Annotated in this window: 20 protein-coding genes; 18 read left to right on the top strand and 2 right to left on the bottom strand. The window is 71.4% G+C overall.

The features are described from left to right. Positions 1-191 precede the first annotated feature (191 nt). Together IE262_RS14975 and IE262_RS14970 are read left to right on the top strand one after the other, a co-directional pair. Entirely contained in the window at positions 192-944 is a 753-nt protein-coding gene (locus IE262_RS14975; RefSeq protein WP_189874046.1) for an MraY family glycosyltransferase, read from the top strand. A gap of 247 nt (positions 945-1,191) precedes the next feature. Beyond that, positions 1,192-2,322 carry a glycosyltransferase family 4 protein gene (locus tag IE262_RS14970; RefSeq protein ID WP_189874044.1) on the top strand — a complete coding sequence of 377 codons (1,131 nt, stop codon included), beginning with the start codon at positions 1,192-1,194 and terminating at the stop codon, positions 2,320-2,322. 274 nt (positions 2,323-2,596) lie between these two features. On the opposite strand, the gene IE262_RS14965 is transcribed toward IE262_RS14970, so the two are convergent. Next, positions 2,597-4,399, bottom strand: a complete 1,803-nt coding sequence (locus IE262_RS14965) for a glycoside hydrolase family 15 protein (protein ID WP_134040153.1) — start codon at positions 4,397-4,399, stop codon at positions 2,597-2,599. 535 nt (positions 4,400-4,934) lie between these two features. Here IE262_RS14965 and pyrG point away from each other — a divergent pair. The 12 genes from pyrG (at position 4,935) to IE262_RS14905 (ending at position 18,925) form a co-directional block, all read left to right on the top strand. Continuing rightward, positions 4,935-6,599: a CTP synthase gene (pyrG, locus tag IE262_RS14960; protein WP_134040155.1), complete on the top strand. Its 1,665-nt coding sequence runs from the start codon at positions 4,935-4,937 to the stop codon at positions 6,597-6,599. A 94-nt stretch (positions 6,600-6,693) separates the two neighbouring features. Next, the gene (locus tag IE262_RS14955; protein ID WP_134040157.1) at positions 6,694-7,320 is read left to right on the top strand and encodes an NUDIX domain-containing protein; all 627 of its coding nucleotides are present in this window, start codon (positions 6,694-6,696) and stop codon (positions 7,318-7,320) included. A gap of 194 nt (positions 7,321-7,514) precedes the next feature. Then, complete coding sequence (locus IE262_RS14950; RefSeq protein WP_189874042.1) at positions 7,515-9,650, top strand: tetratricopeptide repeat protein; 2,136 nt, start codon at positions 7,515-7,517, stop codon at positions 9,648-9,650. 165 nt (positions 9,651-9,815) lie between these two features. Further along, the gene (ald, locus tag IE262_RS14945; protein ID WP_166681749.1) at positions 9,816-10,940 is read left to right on the top strand and encodes an alanine dehydrogenase; all 1,125 of its coding nucleotides are present in this window, start codon (positions 9,816-9,818) and stop codon (positions 10,938-10,940) included. A gap of 409 nt (positions 10,941-11,349) precedes the next feature. Further along, positions 11,350-12,477 (top strand): ParA family protein, encoded by a 1,128-nt coding sequence (locus IE262_RS14940; RefSeq protein ID WP_134040385.1) that lies wholly within the window; start codon positions 11,350-11,352, stop codon positions 12,475-12,477. After that, entirely contained in the window at positions 12,462-13,088 is a 627-nt protein-coding gene (locus IE262_RS14935; RefSeq protein WP_189874040.1) for a hypothetical protein, read from the top strand. Before IE262_RS14940 ends, IE262_RS14935 begins: the two co-directional genes overlap by 16 nt. Before the next feature lie 65 nt (positions 13,089-13,153). Next, on the top strand, positions 13,154-14,389 hold the full coding sequence (locus IE262_RS14930) for a segregation and condensation protein A (RefSeq protein ID WP_189874038.1): 1,236 nt from the start codon (positions 13,154-13,156) through the stop codon (positions 14,387-14,389). Next, complete coding sequence (gene scpB, locus IE262_RS14925; RefSeq protein ID WP_134040165.1) at positions 14,386-15,060, top strand: SMC-Scp complex subunit ScpB; 675 nt, start codon at positions 14,386-14,388, stop codon at positions 15,058-15,060. Before IE262_RS14930 ends, scpB begins: the two co-directional genes overlap by 4 nt. Beyond that, positions 15,060-16,139, top strand: coding sequence for a pseudouridine synthase (locus IE262_RS14920; RefSeq protein WP_134040167.1), 1,080 nt, complete (start codon positions 15,060-15,062; stop codon positions 16,137-16,139). The genes scpB and IE262_RS14920 overlap by 1 nt, the downstream gene beginning before the upstream one ends. A gap of 228 nt (positions 16,140-16,367) precedes the next feature. Beyond that, positions 16,368-17,123 (top strand): NUDIX hydrolase, encoded by a 756-nt coding sequence (locus IE262_RS14915; RefSeq protein WP_134040169.1) that lies wholly within the window; start codon positions 16,368-16,370, stop codon positions 17,121-17,123. Next, positions 17,123-18,145: an ADP-ribosylglycohydrolase family protein gene (locus IE262_RS14910; protein ID WP_189874036.1), complete on the top strand. Its 1,023-nt coding sequence runs from the start codon at positions 17,123-17,125 to the stop codon at positions 18,143-18,145. Before IE262_RS14915 ends, IE262_RS14910 begins: the two co-directional genes overlap by 1 nt. 3 nt (positions 18,146-18,148) lie before the next feature. Next, positions 18,149-18,925 carry a nucleotidyltransferase domain-containing protein gene (locus IE262_RS14905; RefSeq protein WP_189874034.1) on the top strand — a complete coding sequence of 259 codons (777 nt, stop codon included), beginning with the start codon at positions 18,149-18,151 and terminating at the stop codon, positions 18,923-18,925. Here IE262_RS14905 and IE262_RS14900 read toward each other — a convergent pair. Beyond that, positions 18,896-19,594 (bottom strand): nucleotidyltransferase domain-containing protein, encoded by a 699-nt coding sequence (locus IE262_RS14900; RefSeq protein ID WP_189874032.1) that lies wholly within the window; start codon positions 19,592-19,594, stop codon positions 18,896-18,898. The two genes, IE262_RS14905 and IE262_RS14900, sit on opposite strands and share 30 nt — an antisense overlap. Positions 19,595-19,749: 155 nt before the next feature. Between IE262_RS14900 and aroH the strand changes: the two genes are divergently transcribed. The 4 genes from aroH to IE262_RS14875 all read left to right on the top strand — a co-directional run bounded on the left by aroH (position 19,750) and on the right by IE262_RS14875 (position 22,880). Further along, a complete protein-coding gene (gene aroH, locus IE262_RS14895) occupies positions 19,750-20,112 on the top strand; it encodes a chorismate mutase (protein WP_134040176.1) in 363 nt (120 codons plus the stop codon). Then, positions 20,109-21,194 (top strand): prephenate dehydrogenase, encoded by a 1,086-nt coding sequence (locus IE262_RS14890; protein ID WP_189874030.1) that lies wholly within the window; start codon positions 20,109-20,111, stop codon positions 21,192-21,194. Before aroH ends, IE262_RS14890 begins: the two co-directional genes overlap by 4 nt. A gap of 364 nt (positions 21,195-21,558) precedes the next feature. Beyond that, a complete protein-coding gene (gene cmk / locus IE262_RS14880) occupies positions 21,559-22,236 on the top strand; it encodes a (d)CMP kinase (RefSeq protein WP_134040178.1) in 678 nt (225 codons plus the stop codon). 56 nt (positions 22,237-22,292) lie between these two features. Further along, entirely contained in the window at positions 22,293-22,880 is a 588-nt protein-coding gene (locus IE262_RS14875) for a lysophospholipid acyltransferase family protein (protein WP_229877267.1), read from the top strand. Positions 22,881-22,902: the final 22 nt, after the last annotated feature.

The following is a 22,902-nucleotide window of genomic DNA, read 5'->3' as shown; positions in this document are numbered from 1 at the left end:
GTCCCGCTCCCGGTCCCGGGTCCGGGTCCGGGTCCGGTCCCGGGGCCGGGTGACGACCGGTGACCGCTCTGCGATCCGGCGTTGGTACGGCTGGTACGCCGTCCGGCTGTTCGCCGTTCCGGGGTCGGTGCTTCGTCGCTCCGTCGTCCCCGTATCCGACCCGTCCCGCCGTGCCCCTAGGGTTGAGCCGTATGAGCCGCCGCCTCTGCCTCGGCCTCGCCGCCGCCTCCACCCGAGCCGTACTCACCGCCCTGCGTTCCCGCCCGCCCGGCGGCCCCGACCGCTGGCGGCGCGAGAACCACGCGGGGCGGACCGTCGACCTGTACGCCGGGCCCGCGGTGACGGCAGGGGCCGTGCTCGCGGCCGGGCGGGCTCACCCCGGCGCCGGGGTCGCCGTGTTGGCGGCCGGGGCGTGCGGGGCCTACGACGACGTTGCCGGGGCCGGGGACCCACGGCGGGGGGTCAGCGTCCATCTGGCCGCCCTGCGCGAGGGCGAAGTGACGACTGGTGCCGTCAAGTTGTTCGGGATCTCGGCGGCGGGGCTGGTCGCGGGGGCGCTGCTGAAGGAGCGGACCGTCGACAAGGTGCTCGCCGGGGTCGTGATCGCCGGAGCCGCGCATTTCGTGAACCTCGTGGACGTGCGGCCAGGTACGGCGGCCGGAACGGTGATCGCGCTCGGTGCGCCGGGGATGGTGCGGGGCGGAGTCGCGGGGGACGTGGCCGCCTCCGTCGTCGGTGCCTCGGTCGCCGTGCTGCCCGGCGACCTGGGGGAGCGGACCATGATCGGCGACAGCGGGGCCCACGCACTCGGTGCCGCGTTGGGGACCGCCGTCGCCATCGGCAACGGACGACTGGGGCTGCTCGCCCACGCGGGCGCGCTCGTGGCGGCTGCCGCGTACGGGGAACGGATCAGTGAGGTGGCACGCTCCCTGAAGCCCCGGTGAGCAACCGCCGGTGCGCCCGTGGCCCGGGAGGGCAACCGCCGTACGGACCCTCACTCGTGTGGGTGACCTGGTGTGGTCGGGTTGCCCATGGTGGTGCGGGAGCGCCTCCTGCGTGGTGCCGCAACTTCCTCATGGCCTGGCATCCTTGGCGTAGCGCGCGGAAGCGGTTCGCGCGGCAGCCCCTCCGCACGATCGTTCTGTACGTTTCTTCGTGACCGCCCGATGCCGAACCAGGAGCCCCGGCCACGTGAGCCACGTGAGCAGCCACTCACCACACGGCCAGTCGCCGCTGCGCACCGTGCAGGTGCTCGGCGGTGGGAGCGCGGGCAGCAGCGCGCACGTGCGGTCGCTGGCCTCGGGCCTCGTCGCCCGCGGCGTCCGGGTCACGGTGTGCGCCCCCGGCGAGGCGGACCGGACGTACGACTTCACCGGTGTGGGCGCCGTGCACGTTCCCGTGCCCCGCAGCAGCGACCCCGCCTCCGTGGCCGCGCTGCGGACGGCCTGCGCGGACGCCGACCTGGTGCACGCGCACGGCCTGCATGCCGCGTTCCGTGCCTCGCTCGCGCTGAGCGGGCGGCCGGTGCCGTTCGTGGTGACGTGGCATTCGCGAGCGCATGCCGAGGGGGCGCGGGGGCATCTGCTGCGGATGCTGGAGCGGCGGGTCGCCAAGGCCGCGACGGTGGTGCTCGGGACGACCTCCGACCTCGTCGACCGGGCACGCAGCCGGGGTGCGCGGGACGCACGACTCGCCGCCATCGCCCTCCCGCCGCGGCTCCCCGGCGAGGACGACCCCGATCGGCCGCGGTCCAAGGCGCGGGCCGAAGTCGGCGCCACCGACCGGCCGTTGCTCATGGCCGTCGGCACGCTCGACCGGGACCGGGGGCACGAGACGCTGCTGGACGCCGCGCGGGCCTGGTGCGGGCTCGACCCCGTGCCGTTGCTCGTGGTCGCGGGGGAGGGCCCGCTACGGCCCGTTCTGCAGCGGCGCATCGAGGACGAGGAACTGCCCGTGCGGCTGGTGGGACGGCGTGACGATGTCGGTGAGCTGATCGCCGCCGCGGATCTCGCGCTGCTGCCGAGCAGCTGGGAGGCCCGGTCGGTGCTCGCCCAGGAAGCACTCCACGCGCGCGTGCCGCTCGTCGCGGCGGCCGCCCCCGGCATCCCGGAACTGGTCGGCGACGCGGCCGAACTCGTCCCGTACGGCGACGCGGAGGCCTTCGGGGAGGCCGTCGTACGTCTCCTCGCCGATCCCGGCCGGCGCAAGCTCCTCGTGGAGCGGGGCGCCCGGCAGACCGCCACCTGGCCGACCGAGGACGAGACCGTGTCCCAGGTGCTGAGCGTCTACGACGAGTTGACCCAGCCCCTGCCCCTCTCCTAGGCGGGCCGCCCCCTTCGAGCAAGGGGACTCCCGTCGCGGCGGGCGTGTTCCCGGATCGTCCTCTGCCGGGCGGCAACCAGACTTCGGGTGTGGCGGACCGGCCCCCGTCGATCGGGCAGGGCCGGTCCCCGTCGAGTCCGGCAGGACCGGTGCCTTTCGTGGCGCGGACCGGTCCTGAGCATGAGGCGGACCGGTCCTGACCCGTGCGTCAGGGCGCAAGCGCTTGCTTCACGCGCCTGGCTGTGCGCCGATCCGCCGCGCGCGGGCGCCGAAATCAGCCTCCGTAGGCGCCCGAAGCCGTCAGCCTCAGTGCCGTGTCGATCAGCGGCACGTGGCTGAACGCCTGGGGGAAGTTGCCGACCTGGCGCTTCAGACGCGGGTCCCACTCCTCGGCGAGCAGACCCAGGTCGTTGCGCAGCGCCAGCAGCTTCTCGAAGAGCTTGCGGGCCTCGTCGACGCGGCCGATCATCGCCAGGTCGTCCGCCATCCAGAACGAGCAGGCCAGGAACGCGCCCTCGTCACCCGGCAGCCCGTCCACGCCCTCGTGCTCGCCCGACGTCGGGTAGCGCAGGATGAACCCGTCCGAGGTCGACAGCTCGCGCTGGATGGCCTCGATCGTGCCGATCACGCGCTTGTCGTCCGGTGGCAGGAAGCCCACCTGCGGGATCAGCAGCAGCGAGGCGTCCAGCTCCTTCGAGCCGTACGACTGCGTGAAGGTGTTGCGCTCCTTGTCGTAGCCGCGCTCGCACACGTCCCGGTGGATGTCGTCGCGCAGCTCGCGCCACTTCTCCAGCGGGCCGTCCGCGTCGCCCGACTCGATCAGCTTGATCGTGCGGTCCACGGCCACCCAGGCCATCACCTTGGAGTGCACGAAGTGGCGGCGCGGGCCGCGCACCTCCCAGATGCCCTCGTCCGGCTCGTCCCAGTGGTCCTCCAGGTAGCGGATCAGCTTCAGCTGGAGCAGGGCCGCGTAGTCGTTACGGGCCAGACCCGTCATATGGGCCAGGTGCAGGGCCTCGGTGACCTCGCCGTACACGTCCAGCTGGAGCTGGTGTGCCGCGCCGTTGCCCACCCGGACCGGCGCCGAGTCCTCGTACCCGGGCAGCCAGTCCAGCTCCGCCTCGCCCAGCTCCCGCTCGCCCGCGATGCCGTACATGATCTGCAGGTTCTCGGGGTCGCCGGCCACGGCCCGCAGCAGCCACTCGCGCCAGGCGCGTGCTTCCTCGCGGTAGCCGGTGCGCAGCAGCGAGGACAGGGTGATCGCCGCGTCACGCAGCCAGGTGTAGCGGTAGTCCCAGTTGCGGACCCCGCCGATGTGCTCCGGGAGCGAGGTGGTGGGAGCCGCCACGATGCCGCCCGTGGGGGCGTACGTCAGGGCCTTCAGGGTGATGAGGGAGCGGACCACGGCCTCGCGGTACGGACCGTGGTACGTGCAGTGCTCGACCCACTCGCGCCAGAAGTCCTCCGTCGCCTCCAGTGACTGCTCCGGCTCCGGCAGCGCCGGCGGCTCCTTGTGGGAAGGCTGCCAGGAAATGGTGAAGGCGATCTTCTCGCCCGGCGCCACCGTGAAGTCGGCGTAGGTCGTGAGCGACTTGCCGTACGTCTCCGCCGTGGTGTCGAACCAGACCGAGTCGGGCCCGGCGACCGCGACCGTCCGGCCCTCGTGCTTGTGCACCCACGGCACGACACGGCCGTAGGAGAACCGCATCCGCAGCGCCGAGCGCATCGGCACCCGGCCGCTGACTCCCTCGACGATCCGGATCAGCTGCGGGGCGCCGTCACGCGGCGGCATGAAATCGGTCACCCGGACCGTGCCGCGCGGGGTGTCCCACTCCGATTCCAGGACGAGCGAGTCCCCGCGGTAGGACCGCCGGGATGCCGACGGCGGCTCGGCGTCGGCCGCGTGGGCCGGTCCGAGACGCCAGAAACCGTGCTCCTCGTTGCCGAGTAGCCCTGCGAAGACGGCATGGGAGTCGAAACGGGGCAGGCACAGCCAGTCCACCGTGCCGTCCCGGCAGACCAGCGCGGCGGTCTGCATGTCTCCGATGAGTGCGTAGTCTTCGATGCGCCCGGCCAATGTAACTCCAGTCGAACGGCCACGTCGCCCCCCGAGGGGCGGTCGCTGTGCGGTCATGGGACCCATAGGACCAGTGTCGAACGAGATCCCTGGGTTCTGTTAAAGCGTCTAAAGCGTCGTCGTACAACGATGCTCAAGGGAATGAAGGCGTTCGTTGCTCAACGAACTGACGAGCTCATGTGGTTCCGGAGACGGGCGGGGGTGGTGCCGTTCGCCGGCCGGGCTCGGCAGCGATGTCCGAAGAGGATACGACGCTGTTCCGCCCTCCGCGTGCCGCTCCCGGCAACGTAGGTGAGCCGAACGAGTGAGCAAAGGGTGACGTCGAGTGACGTCGAGTGGTCTGCGTGGCGGCTTGTGCGCGGAGCGTGGCCGGAAGTCGTGTCGCGCCGTCGCTGATACGCTGGTAGCCCGTGGACCGGTGGGCGCCCCGGACAAACAAAGGGTCCCCCGAACCGCAGCGACGGCACCCCGGAACCCTCCGGGGCGACAGCCGCCCCGCATTCCAGACCGCGACCACGGGAGCCCCCTCTTGGCCATGCCGCCCAAATCCACGACGACCAAGCACATCTTCGTCACCGGGGGTGTCGCCTCCTCGCTCGGCAAGGGCCTCACCGCCTCCAGCCTCGGCATGCTGCTCAAGGCACGGGGCCTGCGCGTGGTGATGCAGAAGCTGGACCCGTACCTGAACGTCGACCCGGGCACGATGAACCCCTTCCAGCACGGCGAGGTCTTCGTCACCAACGACGGCGCGGAGACCGATCTCGACATCGGACACTACGAGCGTTTCCTCGACCGTGACCTGGACGGATCCGCCAACGTCACGACCGGCCAGGTGTACTCGACCGTCATTGCCAAGGAGCGGCGCGGCGAGTACCTGGGCGACACCGTCCAGGTCATCCCGCACATCACCAACGAGATCAAGCACCGCATCCGGCGCATGGCCTCCGACGAGGTCGATGTCGTGATCACCGAGGTCGGCGGCACGGTCGGCGACATCGAGTCGCTGCCGTTCCTGGAGACCGTCCGCCAGGTCCGTCACGAGGTCGGCCGCGACAACGTCTTCGTGGTGCACATCTCGCTCCTGCCGTACATCGGTCCCTCGGGGGAGCTGAAGACGAAGCCGACCCAGCACTCGGTCGCCGCCCTGCGGAACATCGGTATCCAGCCCGACGCGATCGTGCTGCGCTGCGACCGTGAGGTGCCCACCGCGATCAAGCGCAAGATCTCGCTGATGTGCGACGTCGACGAGGCCGCGGTGGTCGCCTGCCCCGACGCCCGATCGATCTACGACATCCCGAAGACCGTGCACGGCGAGGGCCTCGACGCCTACGTCGTCCGCAAGCTGGACCTGCCCTTCCGTGACGTGGACTGGACGACCTGGGACGACCTGCTCGACCGCGTCCACAAGCCGCGGCACGAGATCAACCTGGCGCTCGTCGGCAAGTACATCGACCTGCCCGACGCCTACCTGTCCGTCACCGAGGCCCTGCGCGCCGGCGGCTTCGCCAACAGGGCCCGCGTGAAGATCAAGTGGGTCACCTCGGACGACTGCAAGACCCCGTCCGGAGCGGCCGAGCAGCTCGCCGACGTGGACGCGATCTGCATCCCCGGCGGCTTCGGCGACCGCGGTGTGTCCGGCAAGGTCGGCGCCATCCAGTACGCCCGCGAGAACCGGATCCCGCTCCTTGGTCTCTGCCTCGGCCTGCAGTGCATCGTGATCGAGGCCGCCCGGAACCTGGCCGGCATCCCGGACGCCAACTCCACCGAGTTCGACTCCGCCACCGCCCACCCGGTCATCTCCACCATGGCCGAGCAGCTCGACATCGTCGCCGGAGAGGGCGACATGGGCGGCACGATGCGGCTGGGCATGTACCCGGCGAAGCTCGCCGAGGGCTCGATCGTGCGCGAGGTCCACGGCGGCAAGGAGTACGTCGAGGAACGGCACCGTCACCGCTACGAGGTCAACAACTCCTACCGCGCCGAGCTGGAGAAGAAGGCCGGTCTGCTGTTCTCGGGCACCTCCCCGGACGGCAAGCTCGTCGAGTACGTGGAGTACCCGCGTGACGTGCACCCCTACCTGGTCGCCACCCAGGCGCACCCCGAGCTGCGCTCGCGCCCGACGCGGCCGCACCCGCTGTTCGCCGGGCTGGTCAAGGCGGCCGTCGAGCGCCAGGAAGAAGCGCGCACGACGGGCCAGTGAGAGCGAGCCGTGCGCGAGCTGTACGGTGGCCGGGGAGCGTGTCCCGCGGGACACGCTCCCCGGCTTCTTCGCACGTGTGGGAGGACAACTCGACATGGCCATCAAGGACACCGCCGAGGAGTGGGAGGTCAGGTCGACCGACACGCCCTTCGTCGGCAACAAGACCTCCGTGCGCACCGACGACGTGGTCATGCCGGGCGGATCGGTCGTCCACCGCGACTACCAGGTCCACCCCGGCTCCGTCGCCGTACTCGCCCTCGACGACACCGGCCGTGTCCTGGTCATCCGCCAGTACCGCCACCCCGTGCGCCAGAAGCTGTGGGAGATCCCCGCCGGTCTCCTGGACGTCCCCGGCGAGAACCCGCTGCACGCCGCCCAGCGCGAGCTGTACGAGGAGGCGCACGTCAAGGCCGAGGACTGGCGGGTCCTCACCGACGTCTACACCACGCCGGGCGGCTGCGACGAGGCCGTGCGGATCTTCCTCGCCCGCGATCTCTCCGAGGCCGACGGCCGGCGTTTCGAGGTCGAGGACGAGGAGGCCGACATGGAGCTCGCCCGCGTGCCCGTCGAGGAGCTCGTACGCGGCGTGCTGGCCGGTGACCTGCACAACAACTGCCTGGTCGTCGGTGTCCTTTCCCTGGTCGCGGCCCTGAACGGCGACGGGCTCGACGCACTGCGCCCCGCTGAGGCCCCGTGGCCGGCCCGGCCGTTCGAGCCCTGAGAGGGGCCTTCAGGGCCCGCGTGCGGGCTTCTCACCGGTCCGGCCCCGCCGGTCCTACGATCGCCTGATCCGATCGGGGGACGCCTCCGCCGTGCTCCGCCCGGATCGTCGCAGAGCGTGAACTAGGCTCTGCAACACGCCCGCACCGGAGTCCCGGCGGGCCTTGCGCGTGCAGTGGGACGGGAGCGTGACCCGTGACGGATCAGGCGGTCGACACGGAGAGCACCGAGGTGTCCGGAACCGAACAGCCCCCGGCTGTCGACGACACCCCCACGGCCCGTCAGTTCCTCGGCCGCGAACGCGAGTTGAAGGAACTGCGCGCCGACATCGAAAGCGCCGGTCTCGAAACCCTCTCTGGCCGCAAAGCCCCACGCGCGCGCGTACTCCTCATCGCGGGCCGCCCCGGCTACGGGCGCACCGCGCTCGCCGAGGAGCTCGCACGGCAGGTCGCCGAGAGTTACCCCGACGGCGTGCTCCGCGCGCGCCTCACGGAGCCCGACGGCACCCGCGTACCGATCGAGCGCGCGGCCCGCGAACTGCTCTCCGCCCTGGACCTGCCCACCCCGCCCGGCGCGGACGAGGACGACCTCAGCGCGGCGCTGCGCGACGCCCTCGCCGACCGGCGGGCGCTGCTCCTGCTGGATGACGCGGCCGACGCCGAGCAGGTCGACGCGCTGCTCCCGGACAACCCCGAGTGCCTGGTCGTCGCGGTGTCCGGCGGGCCGCTGACCGGTATCTCCGACGTCCGCCCGTGCACCCTGGGCGGCCTGGACACCAAGTCCGCGGTGGAACTGCTCAGCCGCTTCACCGGATCCGTACGCGTCACCGTCGACCCGCGCGCCGCCGAGGAACTGGTCCTGGAGTGCACCGGTCAGCCCGCCGCGCTGATGCTCGCCGGGGGCTGGCTCGCCGCCCGCCCCAAGGCCGCCGTGGCCGACCTGGCCAGGCATCTGAACGCCGCGGACGACGAGGGGCCGCCGCTCGCCCGCGTCTTCCGGCTCGCGTACGGCTCCCTGCTCAGCCCCGCCGCCCGGATACTGCGACTGCTCTCGCTCGCCCCGGCGGGCCTCGTCGACCCGCACACCGCGTCCGCGCTGGCCGGCTGCTCGGTCGGCGCCGCACGCACCACGCTGGACGACTTCGTGGCGCTGGGCTTCCTCCACGCGGTCGACTCGCCGCTGCCGCAGTACGAGGTGCCCGCCTGTCTGCAGCCCATGCTGCGTACCCTCGCCGAGAAGCAGGACCGCCCGGCCGAGCTCCAGCTGGCCCGCGCCCGGATGCTGGAGCGAACCCTGCGCCTCCTGCAGTCCTGCCGCACCATCACCGAGACCGACAGTGCCCAGGCCCGCGACAAGCTCCAGGAGATGCCCCGCGCCCTGCGCTTCCCCACGCCCCGGGCCGCCGAGGACTGGCTGCGCATCCGCCGGCCCGCGCTGCTGGCCGCGGCCCGGCTCGCGGTCGCCGACGGGGAGCTGGACACGCTGGCCAGGCGCCTGATGTCCCAGCTGGTGCGCACGATGGTCGCCCACTTCGGCACCCAGGCCGCCGCCCCCGATCTGTACGGCATCCACCGGCTCGTCCTCGATGTCGCCGAGCGCCGGAAGCTGCCCCGGGAGAAGGCCGCCGCCCTGCTGAACCTCGCCGACCTGGACGCCCGGACCGGCCGTACGAACGAGGCGCTCGCCCGCTACCGGGCCGCGCTGGACGCCGCACGGGAGGCGAACGACCCGTATGCGACCGGCCGCGCGATGGAATCCGTAGGGGGCGCCCACCAGGAGCTCGGGGATTACGAACGGGCCGCCGACTGGTACGGCAGGGCGCTCGCCCAGCGGCTCGCCCGCGACGAGCGCGCCGACGCCGCCCGGCTCTACGGCCGTATCGCCGGCACCCACACCTGCGTGGGCCGCTACAGCGAGGCACTGCGCAACTGGTCCTCGGCCCTCACCGGCTACCGCAGGCTCGGCGACGTGGGCGGCCAGGCGAGGGCGCTGAGCGAGATGGGGCGCGTCCAGGAGTACGCGGGACGGTACGAGGAGTCGCTGGCCATCTGCCAGGAGGCACTTCAGTGGGCGCGCCGCGCCGAGGACACGCGGTTGCAGGCCGCGCTGCACGTCCGGCTCGCCGACACGCTGGACAGGCTCGGGGACCCGGCGGCGGCCCGGCTGCACCGGGGGACGGCCGAGCGCATGCTGGGAGACGAACTCGACCGACTCGACGAACTCCACGCACGCCACCCCCTCCACGAGGGCGACGCCTGTGCCGCCGACGAGACCGAGACGGAACACCGCGCTAACACCTGCGAAATCCGTAGCGGATCGGCTGGAGCTTGATGCATTGGAAGGCTAGACAGCAGGGCAGCCTTCATTAAACTGGGTTCGCCGCCGGGTTCTCTGCGGTGTATCCCAGTGCGCTCCGGTGCGTACGGGTATGTCCTGCGTTGCCTGAGTACGCGTCGCCCGTGCGCGCGTGCGCCCCACCCCTCTGAGCCAAGGACCGTGATCGACGTGAAGGTCGGCATCCCCCGCGAGGTCAAGAACAACGAGTTCCGGGTGGCCATCACCCCCGCCGGCGTGCACGAACTGGTGCGCCACGGCCATCAGGTCGTCGTCGAGCGGAACGCCGGTGCCGGCTCGTCGATCACGGACGACGAGTACGTCGCCGCCGGCGCCGGAATCCTTCAGACCGCCGACGAGGTGTGGGCCGCCGCCGACCTCCTGCTCAAGGTCAAGGAGCCCGTCGCCGAGGAGTACCACCGCCTCCGCAAGGACCAGACGCTCTTCACCTACCTGCACCTGGCCGCGTCCAAGGAGTGCACGGACGCCCTCCTGGAGTCGGGGACGACCGCGATCGCGTACGAGACCGTCGAGCTGCCGGGCCGCGCGCTGCCGCTGCTCGCCCCCATGTCCGAGGTCGCGGGCCGGCTGGCCCCGCAGGTCGGCGCGTACCACCTCATGCGCGCGGGCGGCGGCCGCGGCGTGCTGCCCGGCGGCGTCCCGGGGGTGCCGGCCGGCCGGGCCGTCGTCATCGGCGGCGGCGTGTCGGGCTGGAACGCCGCCCAGATCGCCATCGGCATGGGCTTCCACGTGACCCTGCTCGACAAGGACATCAACAAGCTCAAGGAAGCGGACAAGATCTTCGGTACGAAGATCCAGACCGTCGTCTCCAACGCCTTCGAGCTGGAGAAGGCCTGCCTGGAGGCCGACCTCGTCATCGGCGCCGTCCTCATCCCGGGCGCCAAGGCCCCCAAGCTGGTCACCAACGAGCTCGTCTCCCGGATGAAGCCGGGAAGTGTCCTTGTCGACATCGCGATCGACCAGGGCGGCTGCTTCGAGGACTCACGCCCCACCACCCACGCGGAGCCGACCTTCACGGTCCACGAGTCGGTCTTCTACTGCGTCGCCAACATGCCGGGCGCGGTGCCCAACACCTCCACGTACGCGCTCACCAACGCCACGCTGCCGTACATCGTGGAGCTCGCCGACCGCGGCTGGGTCGAGGCGCTGCGCCGTGACCCCGCGCTGGCCAAGGGCCTCAACACCCATGACGGCAAGGTCGTTTACCGCGAGGTCGCGCAGGCCCACGGCCTGGAGCACGTCGAACTGGAGTCGCTGCTCGGCTGAACCCGGGGGAGCTGCGAGTCGACTTGCCGACGGCAAAAGGCGATACGTCAACACAGCTCGTCAACGGTGCACTTCCGGCCGGACCTTGCCTGATGAGGTCCGGCCGGAAGTGTGTATGTTCACCTCGCAATGCGTGGTCAACTCGCCTCGAACGTAACCCTTCAACCGATTCGCGCAACGGTGAAACCTGCCGTGCGACGGCCGTACGCCCTTGACAGCGGGATGTTTCATTGCCGACACATCGGGCCGGGTCCGGCGGATTGTGTTGCTGCGAACCGCCGACACGCCATAGAGTCGCCAACCGTCGGCATGGTGCCACGCTGACCTATCTAGAAGTTCCCTGGTCACCAAGGAGGTAAGACGACTTGTGAATGAGTCGACATTTACTCCCGGGGGTGGTCAACCAGGAATCCCTGCGCAGGGCCAACGGCCCACGGGGCTTCAGGCTGTCGGCTCCGTAGCGGTGCGCACCTTCGCAGCCCACCAGAGTCCGCAGGTGACTCAGACAGCACACATGAGCATGGATGGCCATCACGTGAACGCCATGGCCGGCGACGGAAGTGGCGAGATCCGCAACCACTTCGCCGACTACGACGAACTGCCCGAGGGGCACTTCTACGACCCCGACGCCGAGTACGAGCCCGATCCGGAGTACGCGGCCACGCTCGCGCCCGACGCGGCCCGACAGCGCCGTGAGCGCATCGGCCCGACGGGGCGCCCGCTGCCGTACTTCCCGATCCCCGGCCCGCTGACCGACCACGGCCCCGCGAAGATCATCGCGATGTGCAACCAGAAGGGCGGCGTCGGCAAGACGACGTCGACCATCAATCTGGGTGCCGCGCTCGCGGAGTACGGACGGCGTGTCCTGCTGGTCGACTTCGACCCGCAGGGGGCGCTCTCGGTCGGCCTCGGCGTGAACCCGATGGAGCTCGACCTCACCGTCTACAACCTGCTCATGGAGCGGGGCATGGCGGCCGACGAGGTCCTCCTGAAGACCGCGGTCCCCAACATGGACCTGCTGCCGAGCAACATCGACCTGTCCGCGGCCGAGGTCCAGCTGGTGAGCGAGGTCGCGCGCGAGTCGACCCTGCAGCGCGCCCTGAAGCCGCTCATGGCGGACTACGACTACATCGTGATCGACTGCCAGCCCTCGCTGGGTCTGCTCACGGTGAACGCGTTGACGGCCGCGCACAAGGTGATCGTCCCTCTGGAGTGCGAGTTCTTCGCCCTCCGTGGTGTGGCGCTGCTGACCGAGACCATCGAGAAGGTCCAGGAGCGGCTCAACCCGGAGCTGGAACTCGACGGGATCCTCGCCACGATGTACGACTCGCGCACCGTGCACAGCCGAGAGGTGCTCGCGCGTGTCGTCGAGGCGTTCGACGACCACGTCTACCACACGGTCATCGGGCGCACGGTCCGCTTCCCGGAGACCACGGTCGCCGGTGAGCCGATCACCACGTACGCCTCCAACTCCGTCGGTGCCGCCGCCTATCGCCAGCTCGCCAGGGAGGTGCTCGCCCGGTGTCACGCCGAGTGAGTCTGCCGGGGGCCGACGAACTGTTCCGAACGACAGGGGGGATGGCGCTCCAGGCGTCCACTCCCCGGCGCCAGGCCAACGGCGAGGCCAGGGTGCCGGCGCCGGCGGGGGAGAGCGATCCCACCGCCGCGGAGGACGCGCCGCCGGCGGTGCCCGCGCAGGGTGGTGACGGCGAAGGCGCCGAGCACGTGGCCGCGGACGCGGAGCCGGCCGACGCGGGGGAGTCCCGCAGCCGGGCAGGCGCCGCTGAGGCGGACAAGGCCGCTGGGGCCGCCCCGGAGGCGACGCGCTCGGCACGGCGGCAGTCCGTGCAATCCGCTCAGTCACCACAGGACGGTTCACCCGCGTCCGCCGCCGGCGCGAACCGCCGCCGTGGACGGGCCGCGGGACGGCGGCCCAGCGGGCGCGAGCGGCACGACGAGAAGATCACCGTGTACGTGTCCGCCGAGGAGCTCATGGACCTCGAACACGCCCGGCTGGTGCTCCGCGGCGAGCACGGGCTGGCGGTCGACCGGGGCCGGATCGTGCGCGAGGCGGTCGCCGTGGTGCTGGCCGACCTTGAGTCCCGCGGGGACGCGAGCATCCTCGTACGCCGGCTGCGGGGGCGATAGCCGGTCCGGAAGGTCCGGAACCGGTGGTCGGCTTCGGGGGCGGTACGCGGTAGCCTGCGACGGCTATGACCTCGTCCCATACGTCCCCCTCCGGCGGTTCGGCCGGTCGTCGGCGTGCGCTGGGCCGAGGGCCTGGGGCGCGGCCACTCAGGGCGACGACCCCGGAGGCCGCGGCGACCGAAACGGGCCCTGAGCCTGAGGACGCCGGTCGTCCTCACTGGGAACCCGAGGCCGTGGCACCGTCCGCAAGCGCCGGGCCGCGTCTGGAACCGGAGACCGCCGCACCCCGCCCGCAGACCGAGGGTGCCCCCGCCGAGCCGGAACCGCACGCCCAGCCGGAGCCAGAGCCGGAACCGGAGCCGGAACCGCCCGCCCGGCCCGAAGCGACCGAGCCCGGTGTCCCGCAGCCGGCCGCCGAAGACACAGGTGACCCCGACGAAGCCGGCCAACCCGGCCATCCCGGTGAACCCGGTGAACCCGCTGAACCCGACGACGGTGTCTTCAAGGTCCGGCTCGCCAACTTCGAAGGGCCCTTCGACCTTCTCCTCCAGCTGATCTCGAAGCACAAGCTGGACGTCACCGAGGTCGCGCTGTCGAAGGTGACCGACGAGTTCATGGCGCACATCCGGGCCATGGGGCCGGACTGGGATCTCGACCGGACGACCGAGTTCCTCGTGGTGGCCGCCACGCTGCTCGATCTCAAGGCCGCGCGGCTGCTGCCGTCCGCGGAGGTCGAGGACGAGGCCGATCTCGCGTTGCTGGAGGCACGGGACCTGCTGTTCGCGCGGCTGCTGCAGTATCGCGCGTACAAACAGATCGCCGACATCTTCAGTCACCGCCTCGACGAGGAGGCCCGGCGCTACCCCCGTACCGTCGGGCTCGAACCGCACCACGCGGAGCTGCTGCCCGAGGTCGTCATCAGCATCGGCGCGGAAGGGTTCGCGAAGCTTGCCGTGAAGGCGATGCAGCCGAAGCCGAAGCCGCAGGTGTACGTCGACCACATCCACGCGCCCCTGGTGAGTGTGCAGGAGCAGGCCGGGATCGTCGTGGCGAGGCTCAGGGAGCTCACCGAGGCCACCTTCCGGGTGCTCGTCGCCGACACCGATGACACCCTCACCGTCGTCGCCCGGTTCCTGGCCTTGCTGGAGCTGTACCGCGAGAAGGCCGTGGCGCTGGATCAGGAGACCGCCCTCGGGGAGCTGCTCGTGCGGTGGACCGGGGGCGAGGGGGACGAGACACCGCTGGTGACCGACGAGTTCGACCGGCCGCCCGAGCAGCCCGAGGAGGAGAAGAAGACGTGAGCGAGGAGAACACCGAGGCGCCGACCGGTCACCGGACTGTCGCCGATCTCGACCTCAAGCCCGCTCTGGAGGCCGTCCTCATGGTCGTGGACGAGCCCGCCACCGAGGAGCACCTGGCGAAGATCCTCGATCGGCCCCGGCGGCAGATCGCGAAGGCGTTGCGGGAGCTGGCCGACGACTACACCGTGCAGGGGCGGGGATTCGAGCTGCGGTTCGTGGCCGGCGGCTGGAGGTTCTCCACGCGGGGCGAGTACGCCGCCGCCGTCGAGCGTTTCGTGCTCGACGGGCAGCAGGCGCGGCTCACACAGGCCGCCCTGGAGACGCTGGCCGTGGTGGCGTACCGGCAGCCGGTCAGCCGTTCCCGGGTCTCCGCCGTGCGCGGCGTGAACTGTGACGGGGTCATGCGCACGCTCCTCCAGCGCGGACTGGTCGAGGAGGCGGGCGCGGAACCCGAGACAGGTGCGATCCTGTACAGGACCACGAACTACTTCCTGGAGCGGATGGGCCTGCGCGGTCTGGACGAGCTCCCGGAGCTCGCGCCCTTCCTCCCGGAGGCGGAGGCGATCGAGGCCGAGACCCAGGAAGCCGTACCGTCGTTCGATCCGGATGCCCCGGACGCGGACGACGGTCCGGCGACGGACATGCCGAAAACGACGACGACGGAACTTTGATGCGAAGCAGCGGTAGCGGTAAGAGCGGCGGGCGCGGTAACCACCGCGGCGCCGGCAACAACAGGGACCAGAAGCAGGGGCAGGGCCGCCCCCGCAAGCCCCGCCCCGAGGAGCGCCGCTACGACGTCGGCCCCGGTGCCACCCAGGACGGACCGAAGTCGGGGCGCGGCGGCTCCGCGCGCGGCGGTACCAAGGGCGGGCCCAAGAAGCCACAGCAGGGTCAGCAGCAGGGCGGGCGCGGGCGTACGGCCCCCGCACGCTCCCGTGAGTACGAGGCGCGCGCCGAGGAGCGCAACCGCGAGCGGTACGCGGGCAAGGAAGCCGTCAAGCCGCCCAAGACCTTCCCCGGCGCCGAGCAGGAGGGCGAGCGGCTGCAGAAGGTGCTCGCACGGGCCGGATACGGCTCGCGGCGTGCCTGCGAGGAGCTGATCGAGCAGGCACGGGTCGAGGTCAACGGCGAGATCGTGGTCGAGCAGGGCATGCGGGTCGACCCCGAGAAGGACGAGATCAAGGTCGACGGGCTCACCGTGGCCACGCAGTCGTACCAGTTCTTCTCGCTGAACAAGCCCGTCGGAGTCGTCTCCTCGATGGAGGACCCGGAGGGGCGGCAGTGCCTCGGTGACTACGTCACGAACCGCGAGACCCGGCTCTTCCACGTCGGTCGCCTCGACGCCGAGACCGAGGGCGTCATCCTGCTCACCAACCACGGGGAGCTGGCCAACCGGCTGACCCACCCCCGGTACGGCGTGAAGAAGACCTACCTGGCGCACATCGTCGGCCCGATCCCGCGTGACCTGGGCAAGCGCCTGAAGGACGGCATCCAGCTGGAGGACGGGTACGCGCGCGCGGACCACTTCCGGGTGGTCGAGCAGACCGGCAAGAACTACCTCGTGGAGGTCACCCTGCACGAGGGCCGCAAGCACATCGTGCGCCGCATGCTCGCCGAGGCCGGCTTCCCGGTCGACAAACTCGTGCGCACCGCTTTCGGGCCGATCACCCTCGGTGACCAGAAGTCGGGCTGGTTGCGCCGGCTGTCCAACACCGAGGTCGGGATGCTGATGCGCGAGGTCGACCTGTAGATCTACAGATCCCTCCGCAGATCCACGGCACTTCTTCGTGACGCTTCGAAGCGGCCGGGTCCGGATTCCTCCGGTCCGGCCGCTTCGTCATGTCGCGTTTCTTTGCCTCGGCGTCGCGTTTCTTTGCCGCCCACGGGTTGTCGGCACCACTCCCGCTCTTTATAGTCGTAGTGACTATTGGTCTTGGTGACCATTAAGAGGAGTCGATCAAGAGGGGGTAGGTGGACCATGAGCGCATCCGTCGACCACGCGTCGAACGGCAACAGCCCCGACGGTTACGACAAGTACGCCTACGAACCCTTCGCCGTCACCGTCGACCTGGCCGTCCTCACCATCCGGAACGGCGCACTCCAGGTGCTGCTCGTCGAGCGCGGGCAGGAGCCGTACGCGGGCCACTGGGCGCTGCCCGGAGGATTCGTGCTGCCGCACGAGTCCGCGGAGACGGCCGCCCGGCGTGAACTCGCCGAGGAGACCGGCCTGGAGGACGTCTCCGAACTCCACCTGGAGCAGCTGCGGACGTACAGCGAACCCGACCGGGACCCGAGGATGCGCGTCGTCACCGTCGCGTTCGCCGCGCTGCTGCCGCACCCGCCCGAACCGCACGGCGGCGGCGACGCGAAACAGGCCCGGTGGCTGCCGTACGACACCGCCGGCCCGCTCGCCTTCGACCACGACCGGATCCTCGCCGACGCTCACGAACGCGTCGGCGCCAAGCTGGAGTACAGCTGTCTCGCCACGTCCTTCTGCCCACCCGAGTTCACGCTCGGCGAGTTGCAGCAGGTCTACGAGACCGTGTGGGGCACTGCCCTCGACCGGCCCAACTTCCGGCGCAAGGTGCTGGGCACGCCGGGCTTCGTCGAGCCGGTCCCCGGCGCCGCGCGCCTCACCGGGGGGCGCGGCAAACCCGCCGCGCTCTACCGCGCCGGCGAGGCCACCACCCTGCACCCGCCCCTGTTGCGACCCACGCCCGAAGGACGGCCCTGATGACCACGACCCTGCTCGCCAAGCGCGCCGCCACCGGATCCCTGCTCGGCCTCGCCCTCGGCGACGCGCTCGGCTTCCCCACCGAGTTCAACGACGTCCCGTCGATCCTCGCCAAGTTCGGGCCGTGGCGGGAGATGGAGCTCCCGAAGCCCGCGTTCGTCACGGACGACACCCAGATGACCCTGGCTCTCGGCCGGGCCCTGCGCTCCGCGATGGACCGCGGCCCGCTCGCCCCCGAAACCCTGGAGCGGGCCACCCGCGCCGAGTACGTCGCCTGGTCCCGCTCACCGGAGAACAACCGCGCCCCCGGCCGCACCTGCCTGGTCGCCTGCGACCTGCTCGCCGGCGAGCGCCGCCCCTGGCAGGACGCCAGCCAGATCCACTCCAAGGGCTGCGGGGCCAACATGCGGGTCGCCCCGCTCGGGCTCGTCCCCAGGCTGAGCGACGAACAGCGCGCGGGCGCCGCCCAGTTGCAGGCCGCGCTCACCCACGGGCACCCCACGGCGCTCGCCGCCGCCGACCTCACCGCACACGCGGTACGGCTCCTCGCCCAGGGCGTCGAACCGCTGGGCCTGGCCGACCGGTTGAGGTCGTACGTCCACGAGAACCGCAGCCGTTACCACACGCGCTGGCTCGGCGACCTCTGGCGCTACGGCCAGGCCGCCTCGCCCGAGAGCTTCATCTCCCGCGGCTGGGACGAGTGCCTGGACGCCCTCGACCGTCTCCAGCAGGCCCTGAGCCACCCGTCACCCGAGACCGACCCCTGCCTGGCCACCGGTGAGGGCTGGATCGCCGAGGAGGCGCTCGCCACCGGCCTGCTGTGCTTCCTGCTCTTCGCCGACGAACCCGTCACGGCCCTGCGCCGCGCCGCCTGCACCTCGGGTGACTCCGACTCCATCGCCTGCCTCACCGGTGCCTTCGCGGGCGCGTACCTCGGCCCGGCGGCCTGGCCGACGGAGTGGGCCGACCGCATCGAGTACCAGGGCGACCTCGTGTCGCTGGGGGCGCTCTGGGACGCTTGAGGGGTGACTGAGACCCTCGCGAATCTCGACATCGACCTCGCGCCGGTGGTCGCCGAACAGCCCGACCAGTTGCTGTTCGCGACCGTCTCCGGAGCGCACCTGTACGGCTTCCCGTCGCGCGACTCGGACGTCGACCTCAGGGGCGTCCACCTGCTGCCCACGGCCGAACTGGTCGGGCTGCGCGAGCCGGCCGAGACCCGTTCCCGGATGTGGGACCGGGACGGCGTCGAGCTGGACCTCGTCACGCACGACCTGCGCAAGTTCGTCCGGCTGATGCTGCGCCGCAACGGCTACGTGCTGGAGCAACTGCTCTCCCCGCTGGTCGTGCACACCACCGATGCCCACCGCGAGCTGACCGCCCTGGCCCCCGGCGTCCTCACACGCCATCACGCTCACCACTACCGGGGCTTCGCGGCCACCCAGTGGCGGCTCTTCCAGAAGACCGGCGAACTCAAGCCGCTGCTCTATACGTTCCGCGTGCTGCTCACCGGGATCCACCTGATGCGCAGCGGCGAGGTCCAGGCCCATCTGCCCACGCTCGTCGGCGAGGTGGACGCGCCCGCGTACCTGCCGGACCTCGTCGCCGCCAAAGCCGAGCACGAACACGGGGCCGCCGACGTCGACCACGCGCGTGTGGAGCGCGACGTGGAGCGGCTGCACGGCGTGCTGGACGAGGCGCAGGCCCTCTCCGCGCTGGCGGACGCCCCCGGCGCGTACGACGCCCTGCACGACCTCGTCGTACGGGTCCGGCTACAGGGCGCGGACGGCTTCGAGGGCTGAGGCGCGGCGGGTCCGCACGAGGAAGTCCTCCACACGGGCCCGGTCCGGCTCCGGCGGCAGCGGGGAGCGGGTCGCCGCCTCGTCCGCCTCCGCCGCCAGCCGGGTCATCCGGGACTCCACCTCGGACCAGGGCACCTCGCCGCGCTTGACCGCGAGGAGCGGCGCGCGCAGCTCACCCACGTCGACGGTGAGTTCGCCCGTGCGCAGGAGATCACGGCAGCTCGTCAGGAGGCGCAGCAGGTGCATCGCGTGCTTCCAGCGCGGGGCACCGTGTCCGCGGACGTCCGCTTCGAGCTTCCTGCGCTGGGCGAGGGCATAGCGCGCGAACGTGGCGTGGACCTGCCGGGAAAGAAATGCCCCGCGCAGAGACAGGAGTTCACGGCCGGTGTCGTCGACGTGCTCCACCAGCGGTGAGTGCAGGCATTCCAGGATGTTCGGGTTGGCGCGCAGCGCGAGGGAGCAGAACCGCTCCAGCTCCCAGCTGAACTGTTCCTCCGCCGGGCCCTCCACATGCGTCGGCGGCTTCTCGAAGCGCCAGTACAAGGAAGTGGGCGCGAGGAAGACGCCCCTGCGGTCGGTGTCGCTGTCGTCCGTGGCCAGGCCGAAAGCGCGCGACCCCATGACACAGGCGTAGATCGTGTGGTCGCGGACCAGGGCCTCGGACTGCATGCCCGGGAGCGTACGGGGTGGATCACGCCTGGCGAACCGAATTTCCCGTGCCTCGCGGTACCCGTCTCGGCAGGCGGGCGCCGCGCACCGGTGCGTTCCGGGCTGACTACGCTTGGGTGACGAGTCGTGTACGTACATCAGCGAGGAGCACAGCCGTGCCGGTACGAGCGGTCCGGGGCGCCGTCCAACTGGAGCGGGACGAGGCCGGGCACATGGACGAGCAGGTCAGCGAGCTGCTCACGGCCATCCTGAAGCGGAACGAGCTCACCGCGGACGACCTGATCAGCATCTGGTTCACGGCGACACCCGACCTGCACAGCGACTTCCCGGCGGCCGCCGCACGCAAGCTCGGCATCGTCGACGTGCCGCTGATATGCGCGCAGGAGCTCGACGTGAAGGGCGCGATGCCCCGGGTCGTACGGGTCCTCGCGCACATCGAGTCCGACCGGCCGCGCGCGGAGATCACGCACGTCTACCTCGGCGCCGCGGCCGCACTCCGCAAGGACATCGCCCAGTGAGAACCGCACTCGTCATCGGGACCGGGCTGATCGGCACCTCGGCGGCCCTGGCGCTGGCCCAGCGCGGGGTGACCGTCCACCTCACCGACCACGATCCGGAGCAGGCCCGTACGGCCGCCGCGCTCGGCGCGGGCACCGACGAGGCGCCCGACGGGCCGGTCGACCTCGCGATCGTGGCCGCGCCCCCCGCGCACGTCGCCGCGACCCTGGCCGACGCCATGCGGCGCGGCCTCGCCCGCGGCTACCTCGACGTGGCCTCCGTCAAGGGCGGCCCGCGCCGCGAGCTGGAGGCCCTCGGCCTCGACCTCACCGCGTACATCGGCACGCACCCCATGTCGGGCCGCGAGAAGTCGGGGCCCCTGGCAGCCACCGGCGACCTCTTCGAGGGCCGCCCCTGGGTGCTCACCCCCACCCGGGACACCGACACCGAGGTCCTGAACCTCGCCCTGGAGCTGGTCTCGCACTGCCGTGCCGTGCCCGTCGTCATGGACGCCGACGCCCACGACCGCGCGGTAGCCCTGGTCTCCCACATGCCGCACCTGGTGTCGAGCATGGTCGCCGCGCGCCTGGAGAACGCCGAGGAGTCCGCCGTACGGCTCTCCGGCGGAGGCATCCGTGACGTGACCCGCATCGCGGCGTCCGACCCCCGTATGTGGATCGACATCCTCTCCGCGAACCCCGGACCGGTGGCCGACCTGCTCAGCGAGTTCGCCGCCGACCTCGACGAGACCGTCCGCGCCCTGCGTGCCCTGCAGTCCTCCGACGAGGCCAAGCGCCGTGAGGGCGCCACCGGCATCGCGGACGTCCTGCGCCGCGGCAACGCCGGCCAGGTCAGGGTGCCCGGCAAGCACGGTTCCGCTCCGCGGGTCTACGAGGTCGTGGCAGTGCTGATCGACGACCAGCCCGGGCAGCTTGCCCGCATCTTCGCCGACGCGGGCATGGCCGGGGTCAACATCGAGGACGTACGCATCGAGCATGCGACAGGGCAGCAGGCCGGTCTGGTGCAGTTGATGGTGGAGCCGAGGGCGGTGCCGGTGTTGACGGCGGCGTTGCGGGAGCGGGGCTGGGCGCTCCGGCAGTAGGGCAGGGTGCCTCGTTGTCGGCGGTCGGAGGCCGCCGCAGCCGTCCCGAAGCCTGGGAGGCGCCTGGCGCCGAGCGGTGCGAGGGCGGCGTCGAGGGTTGGTCGTGCGCATCGAGCATGCGACAGGGCAGCAGGCCGGTCTGGTGCAGTTGATGGTGGAGCCGAGGGCGGTGCCGGTGTTGACGGCGGCGTTGCGGGAGCGGGGCTGGGCGCTCCGGCAGTAGGGGACGCGGACGGTACGGTCACGGGGGTCCCCGGGTACGGCCAGATGAGCGACGCGCACCCAGTACCCTTGTCCGGGGCACCTAAGCGGCGCCGCTTAGCGCCCCACTCCACCACCTCGGACCAGGAAAGGTGCCCCCACAGTGGAACGCGCCGCAGTGATTGTCGCCATCGACGGCCCCTCCGGCACGGGCAAGTCGAGCACCTCCAAGGCCGTCGCCACACAACTCGGGCTGAGGTACCTGGACACCGGCGCCCAGTACCGGGCGATCACCTGGTGGATGGTGAACAACGGGATCGACATGGACGACCCCTCGGCGATCGCCGCCGTGGCCGGCAAGCCGGAGATCGTCTCCGGGACCGACCCGTCCGCGCCGAGCATCACCGTGGACGGGACGGATGTGGCCGGTCCGATCCGTACGCAGGAGGTCACCTCCAAGGTCAGCGCGGTCAGCGCGGTGCCCGAGGTGCGTACCCGGATCACCGGGCTCCAGCGGTCGATCGCGGCCGGCGCGGAGAACGGCATCGTCGTCGAGGGCCGTGACATCGGCACCACCGTGCTACCGGACGCAGACCTGAAGATCTTCCTCACCGCCTCCCCGGAGGCCCGCGCCGCCCGCCGCAACGGTGAGCTCAAGGGCGCCGACGTCAACGCCACCCGCGAGGCGCTGCTCAAGCGGGACGCCGCCGACTCCAGCCGCAAGACCTCGCCGCTCGCCAAGGCGGACGACGCGGTCGAGGTGGACACCTCGGACCTCACGCTCCAGCAGGTCATCGAGTGTGTCGTCACCCTCGTCGAGGAGAAGCGGGCCGGGAAGTGACCGGGGCACCTTCCGCACGCGGGGCCGAGGTCGGGCGCCGTATCGGCGTCGGCCTGATGTACGGGCTGTGGAAGCCGCGCGTGCTCGGCGCCTGGAAGGTGCCCGCGACCGGCCCGGTGATCCTCGCCGTCAACCACTCGCACAACATCGACGGTCCGATGGTCATCGGCGTGGCGCCCCGGCCGTCGCACTTCCTGGTCAAGAAGGAGGCGTTCGTCGGCCCGCTCGGCCCCTTCATGCGCGCCGTCGGCCAGCTGGAAGTGGACCGCTCGACCGCCGACCGCACGGCCATCACCCAGGCGCTCGCCGTCCTGGAGAACGGCGGTGTCCTCGGCATCTTCCCCGAGGGCACCCGCGGCGAGGGCGACTTCGCCTCCCTGCGCGCCGGGCTCTCGTACTTCGCGGTCCGCAGCGGTGCCCCGATCGTGCCGGTCGCGGTGCTGGGAAGTTCTGAGAAGCGGGGACGGTTGATAAAGGGGCTGCCCCCGCTGCGCCGGCGCGTCGACGTCGTCTTCGGCGACCCGTTCGAGGCGGGCGACGGCAGTGGGCGGCGCACGCGCAAGGCACTCGACGAGGCGACCGAGCGCATCCAGAAGCAGCTTGCCGCGCACCTGGAAAATGCCAGGCGGCTCACCGGCCGCTGAACCAGACTTGAGTACTTGAGTA

This window comes from Streptomyces bluensis, assembly GCF_014650715.1.
GTDB lineage: Bacteria > Actinomycetota > Actinomycetes > Streptomycetales > Streptomycetaceae > Streptomyces > Streptomyces bluensis.
This window is presented reverse-complemented; position numbering and strand designations above follow the sequence as displayed.

Coding starts and splice junctions, on each gene's coding strand:
- IE262_RS14875 (WP_229877267.1), top strand. CDS start 22,293: ATGTACGGGCTGTGGAAGCCGCGCGTGCTCGGCGCCTGGAAGGTGCCC.
- IE262_RS14900 (WP_189874032.1), bottom strand. CDS start 19,594: ATGCAGTCCGAGGCCCTGGTCCGCGACCACACGATCTACGCCTGTGTC.
- IE262_RS14975 (WP_189874046.1), top strand. CDS start 192: ATGAGCCGCCGCCTCTGCCTCGGCCTCGCCGCCGCCTCCACCCGAGCC.
- IE262_RS14910 (WP_189874036.1), top strand. CDS start 17,123: ATGACCACGACCCTGCTCGCCAAGCGCGCCGCCACCGGATCCCTGCTC.
- IE262_RS14955 (WP_134040157.1), top strand. CDS start 6,694: ATGGCCATCAAGGACACCGCCGAGGAGTGGGAGGTCAGGTCGACCGAC.
- IE262_RS14915 (WP_134040169.1), top strand. CDS start 16,368: ATGAGCGCATCCGTCGACCACGCGTCGAACGGCAACAGCCCCGACGGT.
- IE262_RS14930 (WP_189874038.1), top strand. CDS start 13,154: ATGACCTCGTCCCATACGTCCCCCTCCGGCGGTTCGGCCGGTCGTCGG.
- pyrG (WP_134040155.1), top strand. CDS start 4,935: ATGCCGCCCAAATCCACGACGACCAAGCACATCTTCGTCACCGGGGGT.
- IE262_RS14920 (WP_134040167.1), top strand. CDS start 15,060: ATGCGAAGCAGCGGTAGCGGTAAGAGCGGCGGGCGCGGTAACCACCGC.